This is a genomic window from Pseudomonas poae (assembly GCF_001439785.1).
In the GTDB taxonomy this organism is placed as follows: domain Bacteria; phylum Pseudomonadota; class Gammaproteobacteria; order Pseudomonadales; family Pseudomonadaceae; genus Aquipseudomonas; species Aquipseudomonas poae.
Map to the genome: position 1 here is coordinate 150,341 of NZ_JYLI01000013.1, position 19,842 is coordinate 170,182.

24 protein-coding genes are annotated in these 19,842 nt (G+C 63.6%); 11 read left to right on the forward strand and 13 right to left on the reverse strand.

Features of this window, described 5'->3' with window-relative positions:
• Window positions 1–4 precede the first annotated feature (4 nt).
• From TU75_RS16945 to TU75_RS16960, 4 genes are all read left to right on the forward strand, one after another.
• Complete coding sequence (locus TU75_RS16945; protein ID WP_003176346.1) at window positions 5–247, forward strand: exodeoxyribonuclease VII small subunit; 243 nt, start codon at window positions 5–7, stop codon at window positions 245–247.
• Window positions 244–1,131, forward strand: a complete 888-nt coding sequence (locus tag TU75_RS16950) for a polyprenyl synthetase family protein (RefSeq protein WP_003232518.1) — start codon at window positions 244–246, stop codon at window positions 1,129–1,131. The genes TU75_RS16945 and TU75_RS16950 overlap by 4 nt, the downstream gene beginning before the upstream one ends.
• A 111-nt stretch (window positions 1,132–1,242) precedes the next feature.
• Window positions 1,243–3,141 carry a 1-deoxy-D-xylulose-5-phosphate synthase gene (gene dxs, locus TU75_RS16955; protein WP_015373050.1) on the forward strand — a complete coding sequence of 633 codons (1,899 nt, stop codon included), beginning with the start codon at window positions 1,243–1,245 and terminating at the stop codon, window positions 3,139–3,141.
• Window positions 3,142–3,282: 141 nt separating this feature from the next.
• A complete protein-coding gene (locus tag TU75_RS16960; RefSeq protein WP_060549566.1) occupies window positions 3,283–5,172 on the forward strand; it encodes a TonB-dependent receptor domain-containing protein in 1,890 nt (629 codons plus the stop codon).
• Window positions 5,173–5,186: 14 nt separating this feature from the next.
• Here the strand turns inward: TU75_RS16960 and TU75_RS16965 are convergent, their stop codons facing one another.
• The 12 genes from TU75_RS16965 to nrdR all read right to left on the reverse strand — a co-directional run bounded on the left by TU75_RS16965 (window position 5,187) and on the right by nrdR (window position 13,860).
• Window positions 5,187–5,537 carry a DNA-binding transcriptional activator OsmE gene (locus TU75_RS16965; RefSeq protein WP_015373052.1) on the reverse strand — a complete coding sequence of 117 codons (351 nt, stop codon included), beginning with the start codon at window positions 5,535–5,537 and terminating at the stop codon, window positions 5,187–5,189.
• A 117-nt stretch (window positions 5,538–5,654) separates the two neighbouring features.
• On the reverse strand, window positions 5,655–6,464 hold the full coding sequence (locus TU75_RS16970) for a cobalamin-binding protein (RefSeq protein ID WP_060549567.1): 810 nt from the start codon (window positions 6,462–6,464) through the stop codon (window positions 5,655–5,657).
• Window positions 6,461–6,880 (reverse strand): nuclear FMR1 interacting 1 family protein, encoded by a 420-nt coding sequence (locus TU75_RS16975; protein ID WP_015373054.1) that lies wholly within the window; start codon window positions 6,878–6,880, stop codon window positions 6,461–6,463. Before TU75_RS16975 ends, TU75_RS16970 begins: the two co-directional genes overlap by 4 nt.
• Entirely contained in the window at window positions 6,877–7,494 is a 618-nt protein-coding gene (gene ribA, locus TU75_RS16980) for a GTP cyclohydrolase II (protein ID WP_003232505.1), read from the reverse strand. The genes TU75_RS16975 and ribA overlap by 4 nt, the downstream gene beginning before the upstream one ends.
• A gap of 128 nt (window positions 7,495–7,622) precedes the next feature.
• A complete protein-coding gene (locus tag TU75_RS16985; protein WP_060549568.1) occupies window positions 7,623–8,348 on the reverse strand; it encodes a substrate-binding periplasmic protein in 726 nt (241 codons plus the stop codon).
• Window positions 8,349–8,403: 55 nt separating this feature from the next.
• Window positions 8,404–9,369 carry a thiamine-phosphate kinase gene (gene thiL, locus TU75_RS16990; protein WP_060549569.1) on the reverse strand — a complete coding sequence of 322 codons (966 nt, stop codon included), beginning with the start codon at window positions 9,367–9,369 and terminating at the stop codon, window positions 8,404–8,406.
• A gap of 18 nt (window positions 9,370–9,387) precedes the next feature.
• Window positions 9,388–9,888 carry a transcription antitermination factor NusB gene (gene nusB, locus TU75_RS16995; RefSeq protein ID WP_003232499.1) on the reverse strand — a complete coding sequence of 167 codons (501 nt, stop codon included), beginning with the start codon at window positions 9,886–9,888 and terminating at the stop codon, window positions 9,388–9,390.
• Window positions 9,885–10,361 (reverse strand): 6,7-dimethyl-8-ribityllumazine synthase, encoded by a 477-nt coding sequence (ribH, locus tag TU75_RS17000; protein WP_003194576.1) that lies wholly within the window; start codon window positions 10,359–10,361, stop codon window positions 9,885–9,887. The genes nusB and ribH overlap by 4 nt, the downstream gene beginning before the upstream one ends.
• A gap of 88 nt (window positions 10,362–10,449) precedes the next feature.
• The gene (ribBA, locus tag TU75_RS17005; RefSeq protein WP_060549570.1) at window positions 10,450–11,541 is read right to left on the reverse strand and encodes a bifunctional 3,4-dihydroxy-2-butanone-4-phosphate synthase/GTP cyclohydrolase II; all 1,092 of its coding nucleotides are present in this window, start codon (window positions 11,539–11,541) and stop codon (window positions 10,450–10,452) included.
• Window positions 11,542–11,556: 15 nt separating this feature from the next.
• Window positions 11,557–12,219, reverse strand: coding sequence for a riboflavin synthase (locus TU75_RS17010; RefSeq protein WP_003232494.1), 663 nt, complete (start codon window positions 12,217–12,219; stop codon window positions 11,557–11,559).
• A gap of 46 nt (window positions 12,220–12,265) precedes the next feature.
• On the reverse strand, window positions 12,266–13,393 hold the full coding sequence (ribD, locus tag TU75_RS17015; protein ID WP_003232492.1) for a bifunctional diaminohydroxyphosphoribosylaminopyrimidine deaminase/5-amino-6-(5-phosphoribosylamino)uracil reductase RibD: 1,128 nt from the start codon (window positions 13,391–13,393) through the stop codon (window positions 12,266–12,268).
• On the reverse strand, window positions 13,390–13,860 hold the full coding sequence (nrdR, locus tag TU75_RS17020; RefSeq protein WP_003232491.1) for a transcriptional regulator NrdR: 471 nt from the start codon (window positions 13,858–13,860) through the stop codon (window positions 13,390–13,392). The genes ribD and nrdR overlap by 4 nt, the downstream gene beginning before the upstream one ends.
• A 140-nt stretch (window positions 13,861–14,000) precedes the next feature.
• Here nrdR and TU75_RS17025 point away from each other — a divergent pair, with 140 nt between their 5' ends.
• From TU75_RS17025 to trxA, 3 genes are all read left to right on the forward strand, one after another.
• Window positions 14,001–14,456, forward strand: coding sequence for a YbaY family lipoprotein (locus tag TU75_RS17025; protein ID WP_003232489.1), 456 nt, complete (start codon window positions 14,001–14,003; stop codon window positions 14,454–14,456).
• The gene (locus tag TU75_RS17030; protein ID WP_060549571.1) at window positions 14,453–15,109 is read left to right on the forward strand and encodes a class I SAM-dependent methyltransferase; all 657 of its coding nucleotides are present in this window, start codon (window positions 14,453–14,455) and stop codon (window positions 15,107–15,109) included. The genes TU75_RS17025 and TU75_RS17030 overlap by 4 nt, the downstream gene beginning before the upstream one ends.
• Window positions 15,110–15,261: 152 nt before the next feature.
• Complete coding sequence (gene trxA, locus TU75_RS17035; protein ID WP_015373059.1) at window positions 15,262–16,134, forward strand: thioredoxin; 873 nt, start codon at window positions 15,262–15,264, stop codon at window positions 16,132–16,134.
• On the opposite strand, the gene TU75_RS17040 is transcribed toward trxA, so the two are convergent.
• A complete protein-coding gene (locus TU75_RS17040) occupies window positions 16,131–16,472 on the reverse strand; it encodes a hypothetical protein (protein WP_003232484.1) in 342 nt (113 codons plus the stop codon). The genes trxA and TU75_RS17040 overlap by 4 nt on opposite strands.
• A gap of 132 nt (window positions 16,473–16,604) precedes the next feature.
• Between TU75_RS17040 and TU75_RS17045 the strand changes: the two genes are divergently transcribed.
• The 4 genes from TU75_RS17045 (at window position 16,605) to TU75_RS17060 (ending at window position 19,813) form a co-directional block, all read left to right on the forward strand.
• Window positions 16,605–17,216, forward strand: a complete 612-nt coding sequence (locus tag TU75_RS17045; protein WP_003232482.1) for a DUF2796 domain-containing protein — start codon at window positions 16,605–16,607, stop codon at window positions 17,214–17,216.
• A 6-nt stretch (window positions 17,217–17,222) separates the two neighbouring features.
• Window positions 17,223–17,933 (forward strand): ABC transporter ATP-binding protein, encoded by a 711-nt coding sequence (locus TU75_RS17050; protein ID WP_003232478.1) that lies wholly within the window; start codon window positions 17,223–17,225, stop codon window positions 17,931–17,933.
• Window position 17,934: 1 nt separating this feature from the next.
• Complete coding sequence (locus TU75_RS17055) at window positions 17,935–19,200, forward strand: ABC transporter permease (protein ID WP_060549572.1); 1,266 nt, start codon at window positions 17,935–17,937, stop codon at window positions 19,198–19,200.
• Window positions 19,201–19,291: 91 nt separating this feature from the next.
• Window positions 19,292–19,813 (forward strand): DUF3299 domain-containing protein, encoded by a 522-nt coding sequence (locus TU75_RS17060; RefSeq protein ID WP_003232474.1) that lies wholly within the window; start codon window positions 19,292–19,294, stop codon window positions 19,811–19,813.
• Window positions 19,814–19,842: the final 29 nt, after the last annotated feature.

The window sequence follows — 19,842 nt, forward strand, 5'->3', positions numbered from 1 at the left end:
CGCCATGGCCCGCAAAAAAGTTGCACTCGATTTCGAACAATCCCTCGCCGACCTGCAAACCCTGGTCGAGCGTCTGGAGAACGGCGAGTTGTCGCTGGAGGACTCGTTGACGGCGTTTGAGCAAGGCATCGGCCTGACCCGTGATTGCCAGAGCGCGCTGGCGCAGGCTGAGCAGAAGGTGCAGGTGTTGCTGGAACGTGACGGGGAGTTGGCCGAAGAACCTTTCGATGCGGAACAACCCGAATGATCGATGCGTACCAGGCCAGTAGCCAAGCCCGAGTCAATGCGGCGCTTGCGCCCTTGTTTGTTGCGCCGGGCCCTGAGCTCAACCGTCTTTATGACGCCATGCGCTACAGCGTGATGAACGGCGGCAAGCGTGTGCGTCCGTTGCTGGCCTATGCCGCGTGCGAGGCACTGGGCGCGCCGGCCGAGCAGGCCAACGGCGCGGCCTGTGCGGTGGAGCTGATTCACGCCTACTCCCTGGTGCACGACGATTTGCCGGCGATGGACGACGACGATCTGCGTCGCGGCCAGCCGACCACCCACAAAGCCTTTGATGAAGCCTATGCGATTCTCGCCGGTGACGGCCTGCAGAGTCTGGCGTTCAGCGCATTGCTGGACCCGGCGCTGAGCTGCGTCGATGCGTCGACGCGCCTGCGCATGGTCACCGCCCTGGCGCTGGCGGCAGGCCCGGCGGGGATGGTCGGCGGGCAGGCCATCGATATGGGCTCGGTCAGCCTCAAGCTGGACCAGGCTGCGCTGGAACACATGCATCGCCACAAGACCGGCGCGCTGATCGAGGCGGCGGTGCACCTCGGCGCCCTGGCTAGCGGGCGCGCCGAGCCCGCACAACTGGCGGCGTTGCAAACCTACTCGCGGGCCATCGGCCTGGCCTTCCAGGTGCAGGACGACATTCTCGACGTGGAAAGTGATACCGCCACCCTCGGCAAACGCCAGGGCGCCGATATCGCACGGGACAAACCGACTTATCCTGCGCTGCTCGGGCTCGATGCGGCCAAGACGTACGCCCTGGAGCTGCGCGATCAGGCCCTGGCAGCCCTGCAACCTTTCGACGCGGCAGCCGCGCCCTTGCGCGACCTGGCGCGGTATATCGTCGAACGTCGCCACTGATCAACGGCGGCCATTTGCACCGCCTATCGGCCAACTTCGGCGCTCCGCGTGGGCAGTTTGCGATGCTTGAGGTAAACTGCCGCCTCTTCTATACCTATAACGATTCGCCTGATGCCCACGACGTTTCAAGAGATTCCCCGCATACGCCCGTCCACGCCGCTACTCGACCGTGCCGCCACGCCGGACGGCCTGCGTCGACTGGCTGAAGCCGAGCTGGAAACCCTGGCCGATGAACTGCGCCTGGAATTGCTCTACACGGTCGGCCAGACCGGTGGGCATTTCGGCGCCGGCTTGGGCGTCATCGAGCTGACTATCGCGCTGCACTACGTCTTCGACACCCCGGATGACCGGCTGGTGTGGGACGTGGGCCACCAGGCGTACCCGCATAAAATCCTCACCGGCCGCCGCGAGCGCATGAACAGCCTGCGCCAGAAGGACGGCATCGCCGCCTTCCCGCGTCGCGCCGAGAGCGAGTACGACACCTTTGGGGTCGGCCACTCCAGCACCTCCATCAGTGCCGCGCTGGGCATGGCGATTGCCGCCCGTCTGCAAGGCAGCGAGCGCAAGGCGATTGCGGTGATCGGTGACGGCGCGCTGACCGCCGGCATGGCGTTCGAAGCGCTCAACCATGCGCCGGAAGTGGACGCCAACATGTTGGTGATCCTCAACGACAACGACATGTCGATCTCGCGCAACGTCGGCGGCCTGTCCAATTACCTGGCAAAAATCCTCTCCAGCCGCACCTACGCCAGCATGCGCGAGGGCAGCAAGAAGGTGCTCTCGCGTCTGCCCGGCGCGTGGGAAATTGCCCGCCGCACCGAAGAATATGCCAAGGGCATGCTGGTGCCCGGCACGCTGTTCGAAGAGTTGGGCTGGAACTACATCGGCCCCATCGACGGCCATGACCTGCCGACCCTGATTGCCACGTTGCGCAACATGCGCGACCTCAAGGGCCCACAGTTCCTGCATATCGTCACCAAGAAGGGCAAAGGCTTCGCGCCGGCGGAGGTCGACCCGATCGGCTATCACGCCATCACCAAGCTCGACCCCCTGGACGCCCCTGCCGCCGCGCCGAAAAAAGCCAGCGGGCCCAAGTATTCCGGGGTGTTTGGCGAATGGCTGTGCGACATGGCCGCCGCCGACCCACGCCTGGTAGGGGTTACCCCGGCGATGAAGGAAGGCTCCGACCTGGTGGCGTTCAGCGAGCGTTTCCCGCTGCGCTACTTCGACGTGGCAATTGCCGAGCAACACGCGGTGACCTTTGCCGCCGGCATGGCCTGTGAAGGTGCCAAGCCGGTTGTGGCGATCTACTCCACGTTCCTGCAGCGCGGTTATGATCAGTTGGTTCACGACGTGGCGGTGCAGAACCTCGACGTGCTGTTTGCCATCGATCGCGCGGGCCTGGTGGGCGAAGACGGCCCGACCCACGCCGGCAGTTTCGACCTGTCCTACCTGCGCTGCATCCCCGGCATGCTGGTGATGACACCGAGCGACGAGAACGAACTGCGCAAGATGCTCAGCACCGGCCACCTGTACAACGGCCCCGCCGCCGTGCGCTACCCGCGCGGCACCGGCCCGAATGCAGTGATCGAAAAAGACCTGGAGCCCATCGAGATCGGCAAGGGCATCGTGCGCCGCCAAGGCAGCAACGTCGCGTTCCTAGTATTCGGCGTGCAACTGGCCGAAGCGCTCAAAGTGGCAGAGAAGATCGACGCCACCGTGGTCGACATGCGTTTCGTCAAACCCCTGGATGAAGCCTTGGTGCGCGAGATTGCCGGCAGCCATGAGCTGCTGGTGACCGTCGAAGAAAACGCCATCATGGGCGGTGCCGGTGCGGCGGTGAGCGAGTTCCTGGCGCGGGAGAATATTCTCAAGTCGGTGCTGCACCTGGGCTTGCCTGATGTGTACGTGGAACATGCCAAGCCGGCGCAGATGCTGGCGGAATGCGGGCTGGATGAGGCTGGCATCGAGACATCGGTTCGCGCGCGCATGGCGCTGCTCTCCCTGTAAAAACAGGGATCAAAAATGTGGGAGGGGGCTTGCCCCCGATTGCAGTGTGTCAGTCTCAGTATCTGTAACTGACCCACCGCAATCGGGAGCAAGCCCCCTCCCACATTGGTTTTGGGTCAACTTTCAATGCTACGGACAGCCATGAAACATCTTCGCCTTGCCCTGCTGCTGCTGCCTGCCTCGGACCTGCTCGCCGCCAGCCATGACGATGCCCTCAATCTTCCCGACGTGGTGATCAGCGCCAACCGCCAAGTGCAGGCCCGCAACGACAGCAGCGCCGCCAACACCGTATTCACCCGCGACGACATCGACCGCCTGCAACCCACCAGTCTCACCGATCTGCTCAAGCGCGTTCCGGGCGTGCAAATCGCTCCCACTGGAGGCCGTGGCAGTTTGCCGGGGGTCTATCTGCGTGGCACGACGTCCGCGCAAAGCCTGGTGCTGGTGGACGGTCAGCGCATTGCCAACGCCACGTCGGGCGACAGTGGCCTGCAGTACCTGAACGTCGACCAGATTGAACGGGTGGAAGTGCTGCGCGGCTCACGCTCGGTGATCTACGGCAGCGATGCGATGGGTGGGGTTATCCAGGTGTTTACCCGGCGTAATGCCGAACAAGGGTTGCAACCGCGCCTGACGCTGGGCGTTGGCAGCCATCAGACCTGGGAGCGCAGCCTCGGCCTGTCCGGTGGCGATGAGCGTACGCGCTTCAACCTCGGCGCGAGCCTGGATGACACCGCCGGCATCGACTCAACTCACGCGTCGTTCCCCAGCGACGGCGACCGCGACGCCTACCGCAACCAGTCCATCAGCCTGAACCTAAGCCATTCGTTCAGCGATGAATGGGCGGCGGGTTTCAACCTGTTGGACAACCGTGGCAAGTCGGAATACGACAACAGCTTCGGCCGCTATGACGTCGCCACCAGCCAGAGCGTCGGGCAAAAGCCCTACACCGATTACACCGTGAGCAGCGCCAGCGGCTACGTGGATGCCAGGCTCAGCGAGGGCTGGCAATCACGCCTGGAGCTGGGCCACAGCGAAAACCGCGACACCAAGCGCGATACGCTCAGTGATGACTTCAGCGTGTTCAACACCTACCGCGACTCGGTCAACTGGCAGAACGACCTGACGCTGGACGACCGCAACAGCCTGATCCTCGGCGGCGACTGGTACGAAGACCGCTTCCACGGCTCCACCACCTTCAGCGAAAACAGCCGCTGGAACCGCGCGGCCTTTGTGCAGCATCGTTTTCACGGCGAGTGGTTTTCCACCGAGCTGGGCCTGCGCCGCGACCGGAACCAGCAGTTCGGCAGCCAGAACAGCTGGAGCGGGACCCTCAGCCTACCGATCAATCCCGACAACGAGCTGCTCTTGAGCTACAGCGAAGGCTTCCGCGCGCCGACCTTCAACGACCTCTACTACCCAGACACGCAGTACAGCAACCCCAACCTGCTGCCCGAAACCTCAAAGAGCTACGAGCTGCAATGGCGCAGCCAACTGACTGACCAGACCCGTCTGGAAGCGTCGCTGTACCGCACGGACTTGAGCGATGCAATCATTCTGGACAGCACCAGCAAGCCGCAAAATGTCGCTTCGGCCCGCATCAATGGCGTTGAAGCGACGCTCAAGCAGGAATTGTTCGGTTGGCAGGGCAACCTGGGCGTCTCAATCATCGACCCGCGTGATCGCGATACCGGCCACACCCTGGCCCGACGTGCGCGCCGCACGTTGAGCCTGGATCTGGACCGGCAATTTGACACATTGGGCTTGGGCGCCAGTTGGCAGGCGATCAGCAACAGCTACGACGCTCAAGACAATCAGAACCGCCTGGGCGGCTATGCGCTGCTCGGGTTGCGCAGCAGGTGGGCGGTCACGCGGGAAGTCAGTGTTTCGCTCAACGTCGACAACCTGCTGGACCGCCAATACGCCCGTGCCCGCTACAGCTTCAACGCGGCAGACTTCTCCAATAATCAGGACTACCGCGAAGAAGGCCGCACCTGGAGGCTGGGCCTGAGCTGGACACCTCAGCTGTAGCGACCCGGCAACCGCTACCGGACAGACGCCTTGCTGACATCCAGGTAACCTTCCTTGATTGCCTGCTCACAGCCTATGAAGCCATATGCACCAACCCGGCCCGCGTCGGTAATGCCGACGTAAAAGTCCTGTTTCTTGCCGTTGTTTTCCAATTGGTAGTCAAGGCACTCTAAAAGACCCGTGCGCGCCGCGATAACGCGCTTGGGCTGCTGGATCGCAAGCATGTCCTGCTTCGTGGCCCCCCCTGCGTAGATCCTCGTGGGAATAGCGTGGTCGTTGAAATTCATGATCGTAGAAATACCTTCGAATGTGCTGCACCCGGCCAGTAAAACGGCAGCGCAACTCCCCATGATCAAACGTCGCATGGTCACCTCCTGTTAGTGAACAATCGCCATGCAGTACGCATCGCGCGCAGCAGCAGCCTAGCGTCGCGCCGCCGAAATCACCCGACCGACAAATCTCAACAGGAGGTAGGAAAAGGTTTACCGCGCCGGCTCACGTTGCTGCCCAATCAACTCGCAGAGTTTGGCCACCGCGTCGACCATTTGCCCGCTGGGCCGCTCCAGGCCTTTGTCGGGCACCCGCAGCAAGCGCCCTTGCGCCACTGCGGCGATCTGCGGCCAGGCCTTCCAGGCGTCCAGTTGACGCTCATCTCCCGCCAGGATCACCTCGGGGTTGCGCTGCAGCACCGACTCGACGCTGACCTGCGGCGCCGGCAGCGTGAGGTCGTCGAACACGTTGCGGGCCCCGCATACCGCCAGCGCGTCACTGATGATCTGCCCACCGCCCACGGTATACAGCGGCTGATTCCACACCTGATAAAACACCCGCACCGGTTCGGCGCGCTGGTAGCGCTGGCGCAATTCAAGCAAGCGCTGGCGCAGCCGGGTGGCGAGCTGACGACCTGCATCGGCCCGGCCCACCTGCTCGGCAATGGCCTGCACCTGACTGGCCAGTTGCTCAAGGCTGTGGGGTTCAGCGACGTACACGGGGATTTTCAGGCGTTGCAGCTGTTCACGCTGGGCCGGGCCGACGCTGCCGGGCCACAGCAGGATCAGGTCGGGTTGCAGGCTCAGCAGGCGCTCCATGTCCAGCTGTCCGTAACGCCCGACCGAGGGCACGTTCACCAACGCCGGCGGACGCTCACCGCCATCGAGCAAGCCCACCAGTAAATCAGCAGCGCCCACTTCCAGCATGATTTCAGAGAGTGACGGTGCCAGGCTGACGACCCGCTCGGCGGCCAATACCTGGGCACTGAACGCCAGCAGCAGCGCCAGCCAATAGCGTTTCATCCCAATTGACGCGGGATGCGGTAGAGATAGAACAATACCGTCGTCGACAGCGCCAGCAGGAACAACGGCACCGCCTCCAGGCCGACGAATACCGCCAATGCGCCGATCCAGGCAGGCAACGCCGCCACCATCAAAGCAGTGCGGCGGCGAGCCGCGAGGGTGATCCAGGCGGCGGGTTCTTCGGGGGTATCAAGGGCTTTGGAGGTGGCGATCAGCGCGTGTTTATAGCCATTGAAATAGCGCAGGCTGAGAAACATCGAGGCCACGCCGGCAATGAAGAACGGCATGGCCAGCATCGGAAGCAGGGATTGGGCGCGACCGAACACCAGGTTGATCACGAACAAAGGCAGCAACGCCAGGGCCAGGTACTGCCACCAGTTGACGGACAGTCGCCGTTTCACCTGGCCGCGAGTCACGCGCGGTCGACCTCGCCCTGGTGCTCGTTGCCCATCATGTGGTCGAGCTTGCTGGCCTTGGTGGCCAGGTAAAGCTTGTTGTGAGGATTGTGCCCGGTGTGCAGCGGCACGCGCTCGGCGACGGTGATGCCCATCTCGGTGAGGGCCTTGACCTTGCGCGGGTTGTTGGTCATCAAGCGCAGGGATTTCACGCCCAGGTGCTCCAGCATCGGCAGGCAGATCCCATAGTCACGCTGGTCGGCGGCAAAGCCCAGCCGTTCGTTGGCCTCAACGGTATCGGCGCCGCCATCTTGCAGCTCATAGGCGCGGATCTTGTTCATCAGGCCAATACCACGGCCCTCCTGGCGCAGATACAGCAACACGCCACGGCCTTCGCGGGCGATGGCCTGCAGCGCCGCTTCCAGTTGCGAACCGCAGTCGCAACGCTGGCTGAACAAGGCATCGCCGGTAAGGCACTCGGAATGCACACGGCCCAATACCGGCTCGCCATCAGCGATATCGCCCAGGCTCAGCACAACGTGCTCGCGCCCGGTGGCTTCTTCAAGAAAGCCGTTCATGGTGAACGTGGCAAAAGGGGTAGGCAGCTTGGAAGCGGCGACGAAAACGACGGGCACCGTGTGCTCCTGATTTCAGATTTCACAGAGGCGGGCATTGTACAGCAGGTTCCGGTAGACGCTTAAGCTCAATGAGCGCTGATCAAGATCAATCGGTTCGATTGGCCTTCGCCGCGGTTCTATGCACGTCAGAACGGATAGGGCAGCTTCCAGCGCTGGAAGATCGGCTTCAGCTCCCCGCTTTTGACCAGCGCAGCCATGCGCTGGTCGTACACCGCCATCAATGCACGCCCCCGCTCGTTATCGGCAAAGCCCACGTAGAGCGGCAATTCGATGATGGGGGTGAGCCTGAATTTCCCGGGGTCGGCCGCCTGGCCGAGGACGTATCGGGCTTCGTTGAGCGAGTCGATGTAGAAGTCGGCGCGACCATGCTCCAGCATCGGCAGGATCCCGTCGCGCCGCTGAATCTGGTTGAAGCGGTGCACATTGGTCAGGTAATCCTCGTATTTATAGCCGCGCACCCAGGCCAGGCGGTAATGCCCCAACGTTGCTGGGGTTGGCGCAGGCGTCGTCGAAAGCCCCAGGGCGTAGACGTGATCGGCGTCAAAGGGCAAATCCGGGTACAACACGCCTTCGGTCTCGTCGCGATAGGAGCCGACCCAACCGTCCACTTCGCCACGCCGGGTCAGGCCGACCGCACGGGTATACGGCACGCTGCGGGTTTGCAGGGCGATGCCGGCGGGCTCGAACACCTGGCGCAACACTTCCCAGCCAAGACCGCTGCCATCGCGGTTGGTGTAGTTGTCCCACTCCTCACTGGCCAGCATGATCTTGCCCGGCACTGGCGGTTCGTGCGCCTGCACCCAGGACGCGACAACGCACAGGAGGATCAACAGCCAGGGGCGCACATCCATGGTGACGGTCTCCCGCAGGGTAATAATCGGTTAAAGGGTAGCGCAGGACGCCGGACTAGGGCGCGTCGTGAAAATGCTGATAGCCACGAACCACCGGCGTAACGTCGCGCCCATGGGCATCGTGCAGCGTCACGCCCTGCCCCGCCGCGACCCGGCCGATCACATGGATCGGCCAGCCACCGGCCAGCAACGGCGCCAGCGTGGCTGCCGGCAATGTGAACACCAGCACATAGTCATCGCCGCCACTCAACGCGGCCACGCGGGCCTCGTTGTCGCCGACAAACGCCAGCAAGGCTGCAGACAACGGCAGCGCCTGTCGCTCGATCAGCAGGCTGACCGCCGATGCTCTGGCGATATGCCCGCAGTCGGCCAGCAGGCCGTCGGAGATGTCCATGGCCGAGGTCGCCTTGCCGCGCAGCGCCACCCCCAGGGCCAGTTGCGGTTGCGGCGACCAGTAATGGGCCAGCAAGGGTTCGGCAATGGTCGCATCCGCCGTGCGCTGGCCCAACACCAACGGCAAGGCGCCGGCGGCATTGCCCAGCTCGCCACCCACACAGAGCAGATCACCCGGCTGCGCGCCGCTGCGGGTCAACGCCTGGCCGGCCGGTACACGACCAAATACAGTCAGGGTCAGGCTCAGCGGGCCGCGCGTGGTGTCGCCTCCCACTAACCCTACGCCGCAGCGTTGCGCCATGGCGTTCAAACCCTGGGCATAGCGTTGCAGCCAATTGGCATCGACGGTCGGAGTAGTCAGGGCAAGGGTGAATGCAAGGGGATTGGCGCCCATGGCAGCCAGGTCGCTCACCGCCACGGCCAACGAGCGCTGGCCGAGCAGAAACGGGTCACAGGGGTCGGCAAAATGTACACCGGCCACCAGCGTATCGGTGGAAACCGCCAGTTGTTCGCCGGGAGGCAACGCCAGCAAGGCGCAGTCATCGCCGATCCCAAGAGCGATGCCTTCGCCGCCCTGCGCACAGGGCGCGGCGGCGAAGTAATTGCGGATCAGCTCGAACTCGCCCATGCCGGACTCAAGCGCACATCAGCGCTTGTAGGCCTTTACTTCGGCTTCACGCAGGCGCGGGGCCAGCTTGTCGAGCACGCCGTTGACGAACTTGTGGCCGTCGGTCGAACCATAGACTTTCGCCAGTTCGATGCCTTCGTTGATCACCACACGGTACGGTACGTCGACGCGCTTGAGCAGTTCCCAGGCGGACAGGCGCATGACGCACAGCTCAACCGGATCGAGCTCTTCGATGGTCAGGTCCAGGCACGGGGCCAGGGCCGCGTCGATCTCGCTCAGGTTGGCGTGCACACCGTGCAGAATGTCGTGGAAGTACGGCAGGTCCGCGAACGTGAAGTCGTTATCGACGCGAAACTGCGCTTCGATTTCGGTCAACGAGGTGCCTGCCATCTGACGCTGGTACAGCGCCTGGGTGGCCAGCTGGCGCGCAGCACGGCGCTTTTCGTTTTTCGAGGGCTTGCCGGCGTCCGCGGGGCGCGGGTCGCGTGGGTTGAAGTTGTCGCCGTCGTCGGAAATCACTTGGCCTCCAACTGCGACAGCAGGCTGACCATTTCCAGGGCGGACAAGGCGGCTTCTGCGCCTTTGTTACCGGCTTTGGTGCCGGAACGCTCGATGGCCTGCTCGATGGAATCCACGGTCAGCACGCCGAACGCGACGGGCACGCCGAACTCCATGGACACCTGGGCCAGGCCCTTGGTGCATTCACCGGCAACGTATTCGAAGTGCGGAGTACCGCCACGAATCACAGCGCCCAGGGCGATGATCGCCGCGTATTCACCTTGCTGAGCAACTTTTTGCGCAACCAGTGGAATTTCGAAGGCGCCAGGGGCACGGATCAGGGTGATATCGCTTTCGCTCACACCGTGGCGAACCAGGGCGTCCACGGCACCGCTCACCAGGCTTTCAACCACGAAGCTGTTGAAGCGGCCAACCACCAGGGCGTAGCGGCCTTTGGGGGCGATGAAGGTACCTTCGATGGTCTTCAGGGTCATTCGACAAATCTCTTAAAGAGCAGGGACGCGAAAAATGCGTCCCTCAGTGATGTGTTAACCGCGAACAAGGGGCAAAAATCGCCGGGCTTTATTCGGAGGGCACGTATTCTACAACTTCCAGGTCGAATCCGGATATCGCATTAAATTTCATCGGCGCGCTCATCAGGCGCATTTTGCGCACGCCCAGGTCGCGCAGGATCTGCGAACCGGCACCAACGATGCTGTAGGTGGTCGGCGTCTTGATCTGCGAGTGCTCGGCGGTTTCACGAATATGCGCAAGCAGAACATCACCATCCACCGGGTTGCCGAGCAACAGCACCACGCCGCTGCCGGCCTCGGACACCGCCGCCATGGCGGCGCGCAGGCTCCAGCGACCCGGTTGCTTGACCATCAGCAGGTCGCGCAGCGGATCCATGTTGTGCACCCGCACCAGGGTCGGTTCGTCGGCGCTGATGCTGCCCAGGGTGAGGGCCATGTGCACATCGCCTTCCACCGAATCGCGGTAGGTCACCAGATTGAACTGGCCCAGTTCGCTGTCCAGCGGCTGCTCGGCAATCCGCTGAACGGTACGTTCGTGGATCATGCGGTAGTGGATCAGGTCGGCGATGGTGCCGATCTTGAGGTTGTGTTCGGCCGCAAAGGTCTCGAGTTCACTGCGACGGGCCATGGTGCCGTCGTCGTTCATCACTTCGCAGATTACGCCGCTGGGCTCGAACCCGGCCATGCGCGCCAGGTCGCAGGCTGCCTCGGTGTGGCCGGCACGCGCCAGGGTGCCGCCCGGTTGGGCCATCAGCGGGAAGATATGGCCGGGGCTGACGATGTCTTCGGCCTTGGCATCACGCGCGGCAGCAGCCTGCACGGTGCGCGCGCGGTCAGCGGCGGAGATGCCGGTGGTGACGCCGGTGGAGGCTTCGATGGACACGGTGAACTTGGTGCCGAACCCCGAACCGTTGCGCGGCGCCATCAACGGCAACTTGAGCAGTTCGCAGCGCTCGCGGCTCATGGGCATGCATATCAGCCCGCGGGCGTGCTTGGCCATGAAGTTGATGTGCTCGGCCTTGCAGGCCTCGGCGGCCATGATGATGTCGCCTTCGTTCTCGCGGTCTTCGTCATCCATGAGGATGACCATCTTGCCTTGGCGGATGTCTTCAACCAGTTCTTCGATGCTGTTGAGCGCCACGCGGCACCCCCTTGGTCAGGATTTAAGGTAGCCGTTGGCGGCCAAAAAACTTTCGGTGATGTTCCCGGATGTTGGCTCTGCGGCCTTATCGCCCATCAACAGGCGCTCCAGGTAACGGGCCAGCAAGTCCACTTCCAGATTCACACGGCGACCCGGCTGGTAGGACGCCATGATGGTTTCGCTGAGGGTGTGGGGAATGATGGTCAGCTCGAATTCGGCGCCATTCACGGCGTTCACGGTCAGGCTGGTGCCGTCCACGGTGACCGAACCTTTGTGGGCGATGTACTTGGCCAGCTCTTTGGGTGCGCGGATGCGAAACTCCACGGCCCGGGCGTTTTCGCTGCGCGCGACCACTTCGCCGACACCGTCGACGTGGCCGCTGACCAGGTGGCCGCCCAGGCGCGTGGTCGGCGTGAGGGCTTTTTCCAGGTTGACCGGACTGCCGGCCTTGAGGTCGCTCATCGCGGTGCAGTCCAGGGTTTCGCGGCTCACATCGGCGGCAAAACCGTTGCCCGGTAATTCAACGACGGTGAGGCATACGCCACTCACCGCAATGCTGTCGCCCAGTTTGACGTCGCCCAGATCGAGCTTGCCGGTTTCAACCAGCAGGCGGATATCACCGCCTTTGGGGGTCATTGCCCGGATGCTGCCGATGGATTCGATGATGCCGGTGAACATGTCGTTCTCCTGAAAACGGGGGACGGGCGCCTGAGCCCGGTCAGAATTATACGCTCGCTGCTGGCACAGGGATGGCAGTGACTCGCCAGTCGTCGCCCACAGCGCGCAGGTCAGTGATCTTGAGTTGGGGGGCATCGGCCAGCTTCTCAAGCGGCCAGTCCAGCAACGGCCGGGCGGCGGAGCCCAGAAACTTGCCGGCGACGAAAATCACGTATTCGTCCACCAGGCCCTGCTGGGCAAATGCACCGGCCAGGCTCGGGCCGGCTTCCACCAGCACCTCGTTGACGCCACGCGCTGCCAGCGCCACCAGCGCCGCGCGCAGGTCAACCTGACCCTCAACGCCTGGCACCACCAGGCATTCGGGGCCACGGGGGAACTGGTTTTGCGCGGTGACGCAGGTGATCACCAGCGCCGGACCGGCCTTGAAAAATGGCGCGTTGAGCGGCACGCGCAGACGGCCGTCGATCAGCACGCGCAGCGGCGGGCGCGACATGGCCAGGGCGGTGGTTTCGGGATCGAGACCGAGTTCGGCGGCGCGCACGGTCAGGCGCGCACCGTCGGCCAGCACGGTGTCGGCGCCAGTCAATACCACGCTGGCTTGAGCACGCAGGCGCTGCACGGCGGCGCGGGCGGCGGGGCCGGTGATCCATTGGCTTTCGCCGCTGGCCATCGCGGTGCGCCCGTCCAGGCTCATCGCCAACTTGACCCGCACGAACGGCAGGCCATGTTCCATGCGCTTGAGAAAGCCGGGGTTAAGCGCCCGCGCTTCGGTTTCCAGCACGCCGCTGCGCACCTCGATACCGGCCTGGGCCAGGCGTTGCATACCGCGCCCGGCCACTTCCGGGTTGGGATCCTGCATGCCGGCCACCACCCGCGCGACACCGGCCGTCACCAGCGCATCGGCGCAGGGCGGCGTGCGGCCATGGTGGCTGCAGGGTTCGAGGGTCACGTACACCGTGGCGCCGCGCGCCTTGCTACCTGCAGCGCGCAGGGCGTTGGGCTCGGCATGGGGTTCGCCGGTGCGCTCATGCCAGCCTTCGCCGACAATTTGCCCGTCACGCACGATCACGCAGCCCACGCGCGGGTTGGGATGGGTGGTGTACAGGCCCTTGCGCGCCAGTTCCAGGGCGCGGGCCATGTAGTGGGCGTCGAGTACCGCCTGTTCAGGGCTCATTGCTTGGACGGCTCACGCGCCAGGCGGTCGATCTCTTCGCGGAACTCGTTGAGGTCCTGGAAGCGTCGATACACGGAAGCGAAACGGATATAGGCGACTTCGTCGAGCTTTTGCAGCTCGCCCATCACCAGCTCGCCCACCACCAGGCTTTTGACCTCGCGCTCGCCGGTCGCGCGCAGCTTGTGCTTGATGTGCACCAGCGCCGCTTCCAGGCGCTCGACACTCACCGGGCGTTTTTCCAGGGCGCGCTGCATACCGGCGCGCAGTTTGTCTTCGTCGAAAGGCTGGCGGCTGCCGTCGGACTTGATCAGACGGGGCAATACCAGTTCGGCGGTTTCGAAGGTGGTGAAACGTTCACCGCAGCCAGACGCCAGGCATTCGCGCCGACGACGCACTTGATCGCCCTCGGCGACCAGACGCGAATCAATGACCTTGGTGTCGTTGGCACCGCAGAAGGGACAGTGCATGGTGGGCAGGCAACAAAAAATGGGAGGGCCATGGTAGCGCATCCCCGTGGCAAGACAAGCCATAGCCTTTACGGTATATAGGCAGGCTTATATGTTTGTTACCTTTCACTTCACGGATTTAGTCCTTCCTGGAGCTGTACATGCAGTTACGACCACTTGTTTTGCTCACTCTGCTCGGTTTTCTGGTCGCCTGCAGCAGCGAAGCCCCCAAGCCCGCCGCACCGGTGCCTGCCCCCGCGCAGGAGAAAAAAGTGCCGGGCATTGAAGAGGTCGGCCCCCTGCCCGCCTATCAGCGTGAAATCAGCGGCAACCTGACCAACGTACCGGCCGGTGCCGAAGTCGAGATGGCCCTGTTGGTGATCGACGAACGCTCGCGCCCACAACAACTGCTCGCCAGCAGCGTGCTGACCGGCAACGGCAAGCCCCTGGCGTTTCGCCTGCGCTTCAACCCCGAGGCCTTCCCGGCTGGTGCACGGGTTGAATTGCGTGGCCGCGCCAGCCAGTCCGGCCAGTTGATCCTGCACCTGCCCGCCGTGCGCATCACCCAGGCGATCACACAAACCACCGGCCCCCTGCAGCTCGTCAAGGCGCCATGACGCCACCGCTGGACCTGCAACGCGCCTTGAGCCAACTGATCGGCGACGCGCAATTGCTGCCTTGCGCGCTGCCGGGCACTGCGCTTTCGCTGTGGCTGCTGAACGCCGACAACATGAACCGTGCATTCAGCCAGGAAGAAACCCGGCGCATCCTCCATGAGCCGCCGTATTGGAGTTTCTGCTGGGCCAGCGGCCTGGCGCTAGCGCGCTATCTGGCGGCGAACCCGCAGTGGGTGGCCGGCAAGCGGGTGCTGGACTTTGGCGCCGGTTCCGGCGTGGCCGCAATTGCGGCGGCCAAAGCAGGCGCGCTGGAAGTGGTGGCGTGCGACCTGGACCCGCTGGCACTGGCGGCCTGCCGGGCAAATGCCGAACTCAATGGCGTGCAGTTGGGCTATTCGGCGGATTTTTTTGCCGAAGCCGACCGTTTCGATCTGATCCTCGTCGCCGATGTGCTGTACGACCGCGCCAACCTGCCGCTGCTGGACCACTTCCTCACCCGAGGCCGCGAGGCATTGGTGGCGGATTCGCGGGTGCGGGATTTTCAGCACGCCGATTATCGACGCCTGGAGATCCTTGATGGCTTGACGCTGCCGGACCTGGCCGAGCCTTGGGAGTTTCGCAAAGCGAGCCTGTACCATGCGCGGCGCGCTTGAGGGCATCGCGGGCAAGCCCGCGCCCACATGTGGCCGCGTTTTTTTTGTGGGAGCTGGCTTGCCTGCGATAGCGATCTTGCCTGCACTGCGCTTTCAGCCAATGGCGCCAGCCCTTATAGTTGCCCCCATTCCCGCTCTATTAGAGACGCCCCATGAGTGAACCCACGCCGTACATCTTCGACGTCACCACCGCCAACTTCGAACAGGCGGTGATTCAGAACTCTTTCGAAAAACCCGTGCTGGTGGATTTCTGGGCCGAGTGGTGTGCGCCGTGCAAGGCGTTGATGCCGATGCTGGCGCAAATTGCCGAGAGTTATCAGGGTGAGTTGTTGCTGGCCAAGGTCGACTGCGAAGCGGAATCGGACATCGTCGCGCGTTTCGGCATTCAAAGCCTGCCGACGGTGGTGCTGTTCAAGGATGGCCAGCCGGTGGACGGATTTGCCGGCGCGCAGCCGGAATCGGCGGTGCGCGCGATGCTCGAGCCCCACGTGCAGATGCCGCCACCGGCGGCGGCCGACCCGCTGGAGCAGGCCCAGACGCTGTTTGCCGAAGGTCGAATCAGCGATGCCGAGGCGCTGCTGGTGACGCTGCTCGGTGAAGACAATACCAACGCCGCCGCGCTGATCCTGTATGCGCGCTGCCTGGCCGAACGCGGTGAATTGGGCGAAGCCCAGGCCGTGCTGGACGCGGTCAGCGGCGACGCTCACAAAGCCGCCCTCGCCGGCGCCAAGGCGCAGATCACCTTCCTGCGCCAGGCCGCCGACCTGCCGGACGCCGCCGACCTGAAAAGCCGTCTGGCGCAGAACCCGCAGGACGACGAAGCAGCCTACCAGTTGAGCATTCAGCAACTGGCGCGCCAGCAATACGACGCGGCGCTCGAAGGCCTGCTCAAGCTGTTCATCCGCAACCGCAGCTACAGCGAAGGTCTGCCGCACAAGACCCTGCTGCAGGTGTTCGAGTTGCTGGGCAATGAACACCCGCTGGTGACCGTGTACCGCCGCAAGTTGTTCGCCGCGTTGTATTAATCGCCGACCCAACTGTACAGCGGCGTATCCCCGCCGCTGCTCACCTTGACCTTGGCGCTATGGCGCAGGCGCACCAGCAGGCGCTTGCCCGTCGCCGCATCACCGGCCACCCCTTCCAACTGATCAAGCAACTCCAGGCCGCTTAACTGCCCGGCGTTGCGCAACAGCGCCTGGGCGTTCTGCCACAGGTCGTCATCCTGCCTAACCGGCGCAGCAGCTGGTGTACTCGGCGCCGGAGCAGCCTGCAACTGCGCGCCCAGCTTGGCCCAGTCGCCGTCGTCCAGCTCCAGGGTCAAGTCCACCGGCAGGTCGCCGACGGTTCCACGAATTCGCAACATCGTCTTTTCTCCTGCATTTTTTCTGACGGGCATGCTCCCATGCGGCTTGCGCAACGCCAAGCGCGCGGTCAAACTCTCGCCATTATTGTTATAAGATCACATAACAAACCTTTCATGTTCTGGAGCCTTCCCATGCGCCGTCTGCTGCTCGCTTTGCCGTTTGCCCTGCTGCCACTGGCTGTGGCCCATGCCCATGAAGATCACGACCACGAACACGGCAGCCTCGGAGCCCACGAACATGGCGTAGGCCGCCTCAACGCCGTGCTCGATGGTCAGACCCTGGAGCTTGAGCTGGAAAGCCCGGCCATGAACCTGGTGGGTTTCGAACACCTGGCCACCACCGCCGCTGACAAGGCCAAGGTCGCCGCCGCGCGCAAGCAACTGGAAAACCCATTGGCCCTGTTCAACCTGCCCAAGGCGGCCGGCTGCGTGGTGAGCACCCAGGAACTCAACAGCCCGTTGTTTGGCGACAAGCCTGAAGCCGATCACGACGATGACGATGATGCTGACGACCATGCCACCGACGGCAAGGGCGCAGCGGCCCACGAACATCATCACGACCACAGCGAAATCCACGCGCATTACCAGTTCACCTGCGCCACGCCGACTGCGCTGAGCAACCTGGACCTGACCCAGGTGTTCAAGACCTTCCCCGCCACCAAGAAAATTCAGGTACAACTGATTGGCCCGAGCGGCCAGCAAGGTGTCGACGCAACGGCCACAGCTGCCACCCTGAAGTTCTGATTGCCCATGACCCAAGCCTTGATCGAACTGTCTGACCTGGGCTTCAACTGGCCCGGTCACCCGCAGTTGCTGGACATTCCCGCGTTCCGTCTGGAACGCGGCGAAACCCTGTTTCTCAAAGGCCCCAGCGGCAGTGGCAAGACCACCCTACTGGGGCTGCTGGGCGGTGTGCACAAGCCCAGCCGGGGCAGCATTCGCCTGCTCGGCCAGGAACTCACCGAACTCTCGGCCGGCGCCCGCGACCGCTTTCGCGTTGATCACACCGGCTACATATTCCAGCAATTCAACCTGCTGCCGTTTTTGTCGGTGCGCGAAAACGTCGAACTGCCCTGCCACTTTTCCAACGTGCGCGCGCAGCGGGCCAGGCAGCGCCACGGCAGTGTGGACAAAGCCGCCGCCGCCCTGCTCGCGCACCTGGGCCTCAAGGATAAAGACCTGCTGGAACGCCGCGCCGACGCGCTGTCCATCGGCCAGCAGCAACGGGTGGCCGCCGCCCGGGCGCTGATCGGCCAGCCGGAGCTGGTGATCGCCGACGAACCCACCTCGGCCCTGGACTACGACGCCCGCGAGGCTTTCCTTCAGCTGTTGTTCGCCGAATGCCGCGACGCCGGCGCCAGCCTGCTGTTCGTCAGCCACGACCAGAGCCTGGCAGCGCTGTTCGACCGCAACCTGTCGCTGGCCGAACTCAATCGCGCCGCCACGCCCGCAGAGGTTTGAGATGTATCTGTTCCGTCTAGCCATGGCCAGCCTGGCTAACCGCCGCTTCACCGCGACGCTCACCGCCTTCGCCATCGCGCTTTCCGTGTGCCTGCTGCTGGCCGTGGAGCGCGTGCGGGTCGAGGCGCGCAACAGCTTCGCCAGCACCATCAGTGGCACCGACCTGATCGTCGGCGCCCGCTCGGGTTCGGTGAACCTGTTGCTGTATTCGGTGTTTCGCATCGGCAACGCCACCAACAACATCCGCTGGGACAGCTTCGAGCACTTCGCCGCCAGCCCGCAGGTGAAATGGGCGATCCCGATTTCCCTCGGCGACTCCCATCGTGGCTACCGCGTGATGGGCACCAACCAGTCCTATTTCGAGCACTACCAGTACGGGCGCAAGCAAAACCTCGAACTGGCCAGCGGCCGCGCCTTCGCCACTGACCCTTTCGAAGTGGTGCTGGGCGCTGAAGTGGCTGACGCACTGCATTACAAGCTGGGCGACAAACTGGTGCTGGCCCACGGCGTGGCAGTGGTCAGCCTGGTCAAGCACGACGACAAACCGTTCACCGTAGTCGGCATTCTCAAGCGCACCGCCACGCCCGTCGACCGCACGCTGCACATCAGCCTGGGCGGCATGGAAGCGATCCACATCGACTGGCACAACGGCGTGCCGGCCCAGGGCAAAGGCCGCATCAGCGCCGATCAGGCGCGCAATATGGACCTCACCCCGCAGGCGATCACCGCGTTCATGCTGGGCCTGAACAACAAGATTTCCACTTTCGCCCTGCAGCGGGAAATCAACGAGTTCCGTGGCGAGCCGATGCTGGCGATCCTGCCCGGCGTGGCGCTGCAAGAGCTGTGGAGCATGATGGGCACCGCCGAGAAGGCGCTGTTCGTGATCTCGCTGTTCGTGGTGCTGACCGGTTTGATCGGCATGCTCACGGCGATTCTCACCAGTCTCAACGAGCGCCGCCGCGAAATGGCAATTCTGCGTTCGGTGGGAGCACGACCGTGGCATATCGCAAGCCTGCTGATTTTCGAAGCGTTCGCCCTGGCGCTCGCCGGCGTGGTGGCCGGCGTAGGCTTGTTGTACGTGTGCATCGCCGCATCGCGCGGTTATTTGCAGGCCAACTATGGCCTGGATCTGCCGATGTCATGGCCAAGCGAATATGAATGGACACTGCTGGCGGGTATTCTCGCCGCAGCGTTGTTGATGGGCAGCGTGCCGGCCTGGCGCGCCTACCGACAATCCTTGGCCGATGGTCTGTCCATACGGCTGTAGAACCGCAGCTGCAAGTTTCAAGCGTTAAGCTGCAAGCGAGTCGGCTTTTACGTGTAGCTTGCGGCTAGTAGCTATTCACTGAGGAGTCTCCATGCGTCGTGCCCTGTTTGCGTTCCTGCTGCTGATAATCGTGCCCGCCTGGGCGCAAGATCAGCCCAGGGATCTGTCCTGGCAGGAGATGATCCCGCCGGACGCGCCGCCGGAAATCCCCAATATGAAACCGCTGCACGACCTGTCGAACATGGCCGATGCCCTGTCCGTCGAGGCCGCGCCCGCCGCCAAACAGGACCTGCCCAACGCGCCGGTAGTGCAGAGCCTGGACGGCAAGCACATTCGCCTGCCGGGCTATATCGTGCCGCTGGAAGTCAGCGAAGAAGGCCGCACCACCGAGTTCTTGCTGGTGCCGTATTTCGGCGCGTGCATCCACGTGCCGCCGCCGCCGTCGAACCAGATCGTGCATGTGAAAAGCGAAGTCGGCGTGAAGCTCGATGAGCTGTACCAGCCGTACTGGATCGAGGGCGCGATGCAGGTCAAGCCATCGTCCAGTGAGTTGGCCGATGCCGGTTACCAGATGGATGCCGAGAAAATCTACATGTACGAACTGCAGGAATAACCTTTCATTGAGCTGAGTCAAAAGATCGA

What these genes read in the sequence shown, in the direction of transcription:
- TU75_RS16945 (WP_003176346.1), top strand. Translation starts at nt 5, where the DNA reads ATGGCCCGCAAAAAAGTTGCACTCGATTTCGAACAATCCCTCGCCGAC.
- TU75_RS16950 (WP_003232518.1), top strand. Translation starts at nt 244, where the DNA reads ATGATCGATGCGTACCAGGCCAGTAGCCAAGCCCGAGTCAATGCGGCG.
- dxs (WP_015373050.1), top strand. Translation starts at nt 1,243, where the DNA reads ATGCCCACGACGTTTCAAGAGATTCCCCGCATACGCCCGTCCACGCCG.
- TU75_RS16960 (WP_060549566.1), top strand. Translation starts at nt 3,283, where the DNA reads ATGAAACATCTTCGCCTTGCCCTGCTGCTGCTGCCTGCCTCGGACCTG.
- TU75_RS16965 (WP_015373052.1), bottom strand. Translation starts at nt 5,537, where the DNA reads ATGCGACGTTTGATCATGGGGAGTTGCGCTGCCGTTTTACTGGCCGGG.
- TU75_RS16970 (WP_060549567.1), bottom strand. Translation starts at nt 6,464, where the DNA reads ATGAAACGCTATTGGCTGGCGCTGCTGCTGGCGTTCAGTGCCCAGGTA.
- TU75_RS16985 (WP_060549568.1), bottom strand. Translation starts at nt 8,348, where the DNA reads ATGGATGTGCGCCCCTGGCTGTTGATCCTCCTGTGCGTTGTCGCGTCC.
- thiL (WP_060549569.1), bottom strand. Translation starts at nt 9,369, where the DNA reads ATGGGCGAGTTCGAGCTGATCCGCAATTACTTCGCCGCCGCGCCCTGT.
- ribH (WP_003194576.1), bottom strand. Translation starts at nt 10,361, where the DNA reads ATGACCCTGAAGACCATCGAAGGTACCTTCATCGCCCCCAAAGGCCGC.
- TU75_RS17010 (WP_003232494.1), bottom strand. Translation starts at nt 12,219, where the DNA reads ATGTTCACCGGCATCATCGAATCCATCGGCAGCATCCGGGCAATGACC.
- ribD (WP_003232492.1), bottom strand. Translation starts at nt 13,393, where the DNA reads ATGAGCCCTGAACAGGCGGTACTCGACGCCCACTACATGGCCCGCGCC.
- nrdR (WP_003232491.1), bottom strand. Translation starts at nt 13,860, where the DNA reads ATGCACTGTCCCTTCTGCGGTGCCAACGACACCAAGGTCATTGATTCG.
- TU75_RS17025 (WP_003232489.1), top strand. Translation starts at nt 14,001, where the DNA reads ATGCAGTTACGACCACTTGTTTTGCTCACTCTGCTCGGTTTTCTGGTC.
- TU75_RS17030 (WP_060549571.1), top strand. Translation starts at nt 14,453, where the DNA reads ATGACGCCACCGCTGGACCTGCAACGCGCCTTGAGCCAACTGATCGGC.
- trxA (WP_015373059.1), top strand. Translation starts at nt 15,262, where the DNA reads ATGAGTGAACCCACGCCGTACATCTTCGACGTCACCACCGCCAACTTC.
- TU75_RS17040 (WP_003232484.1), bottom strand. Translation starts at nt 16,472, where the DNA reads ATGTTGCGAATTCGTGGAACCGTCGGCGACCTGCCGGTGGACTTGACC.
- TU75_RS17045 (WP_003232482.1), top strand. Translation starts at nt 16,605, where the DNA reads ATGCGCCGTCTGCTGCTCGCTTTGCCGTTTGCCCTGCTGCCACTGGCT.
- TU75_RS17050 (WP_003232478.1), top strand. Translation starts at nt 17,223, where the DNA reads ATGACCCAAGCCTTGATCGAACTGTCTGACCTGGGCTTCAACTGGCCC.
- TU75_RS17055 (WP_060549572.1), top strand. Translation starts at nt 17,935, where the DNA reads ATGTATCTGTTCCGTCTAGCCATGGCCAGCCTGGCTAACCGCCGCTTC.
- TU75_RS17060 (WP_003232474.1), top strand. Translation starts at nt 19,292, where the DNA reads ATGCGTCGTGCCCTGTTTGCGTTCCTGCTGCTGATAATCGTGCCCGCC.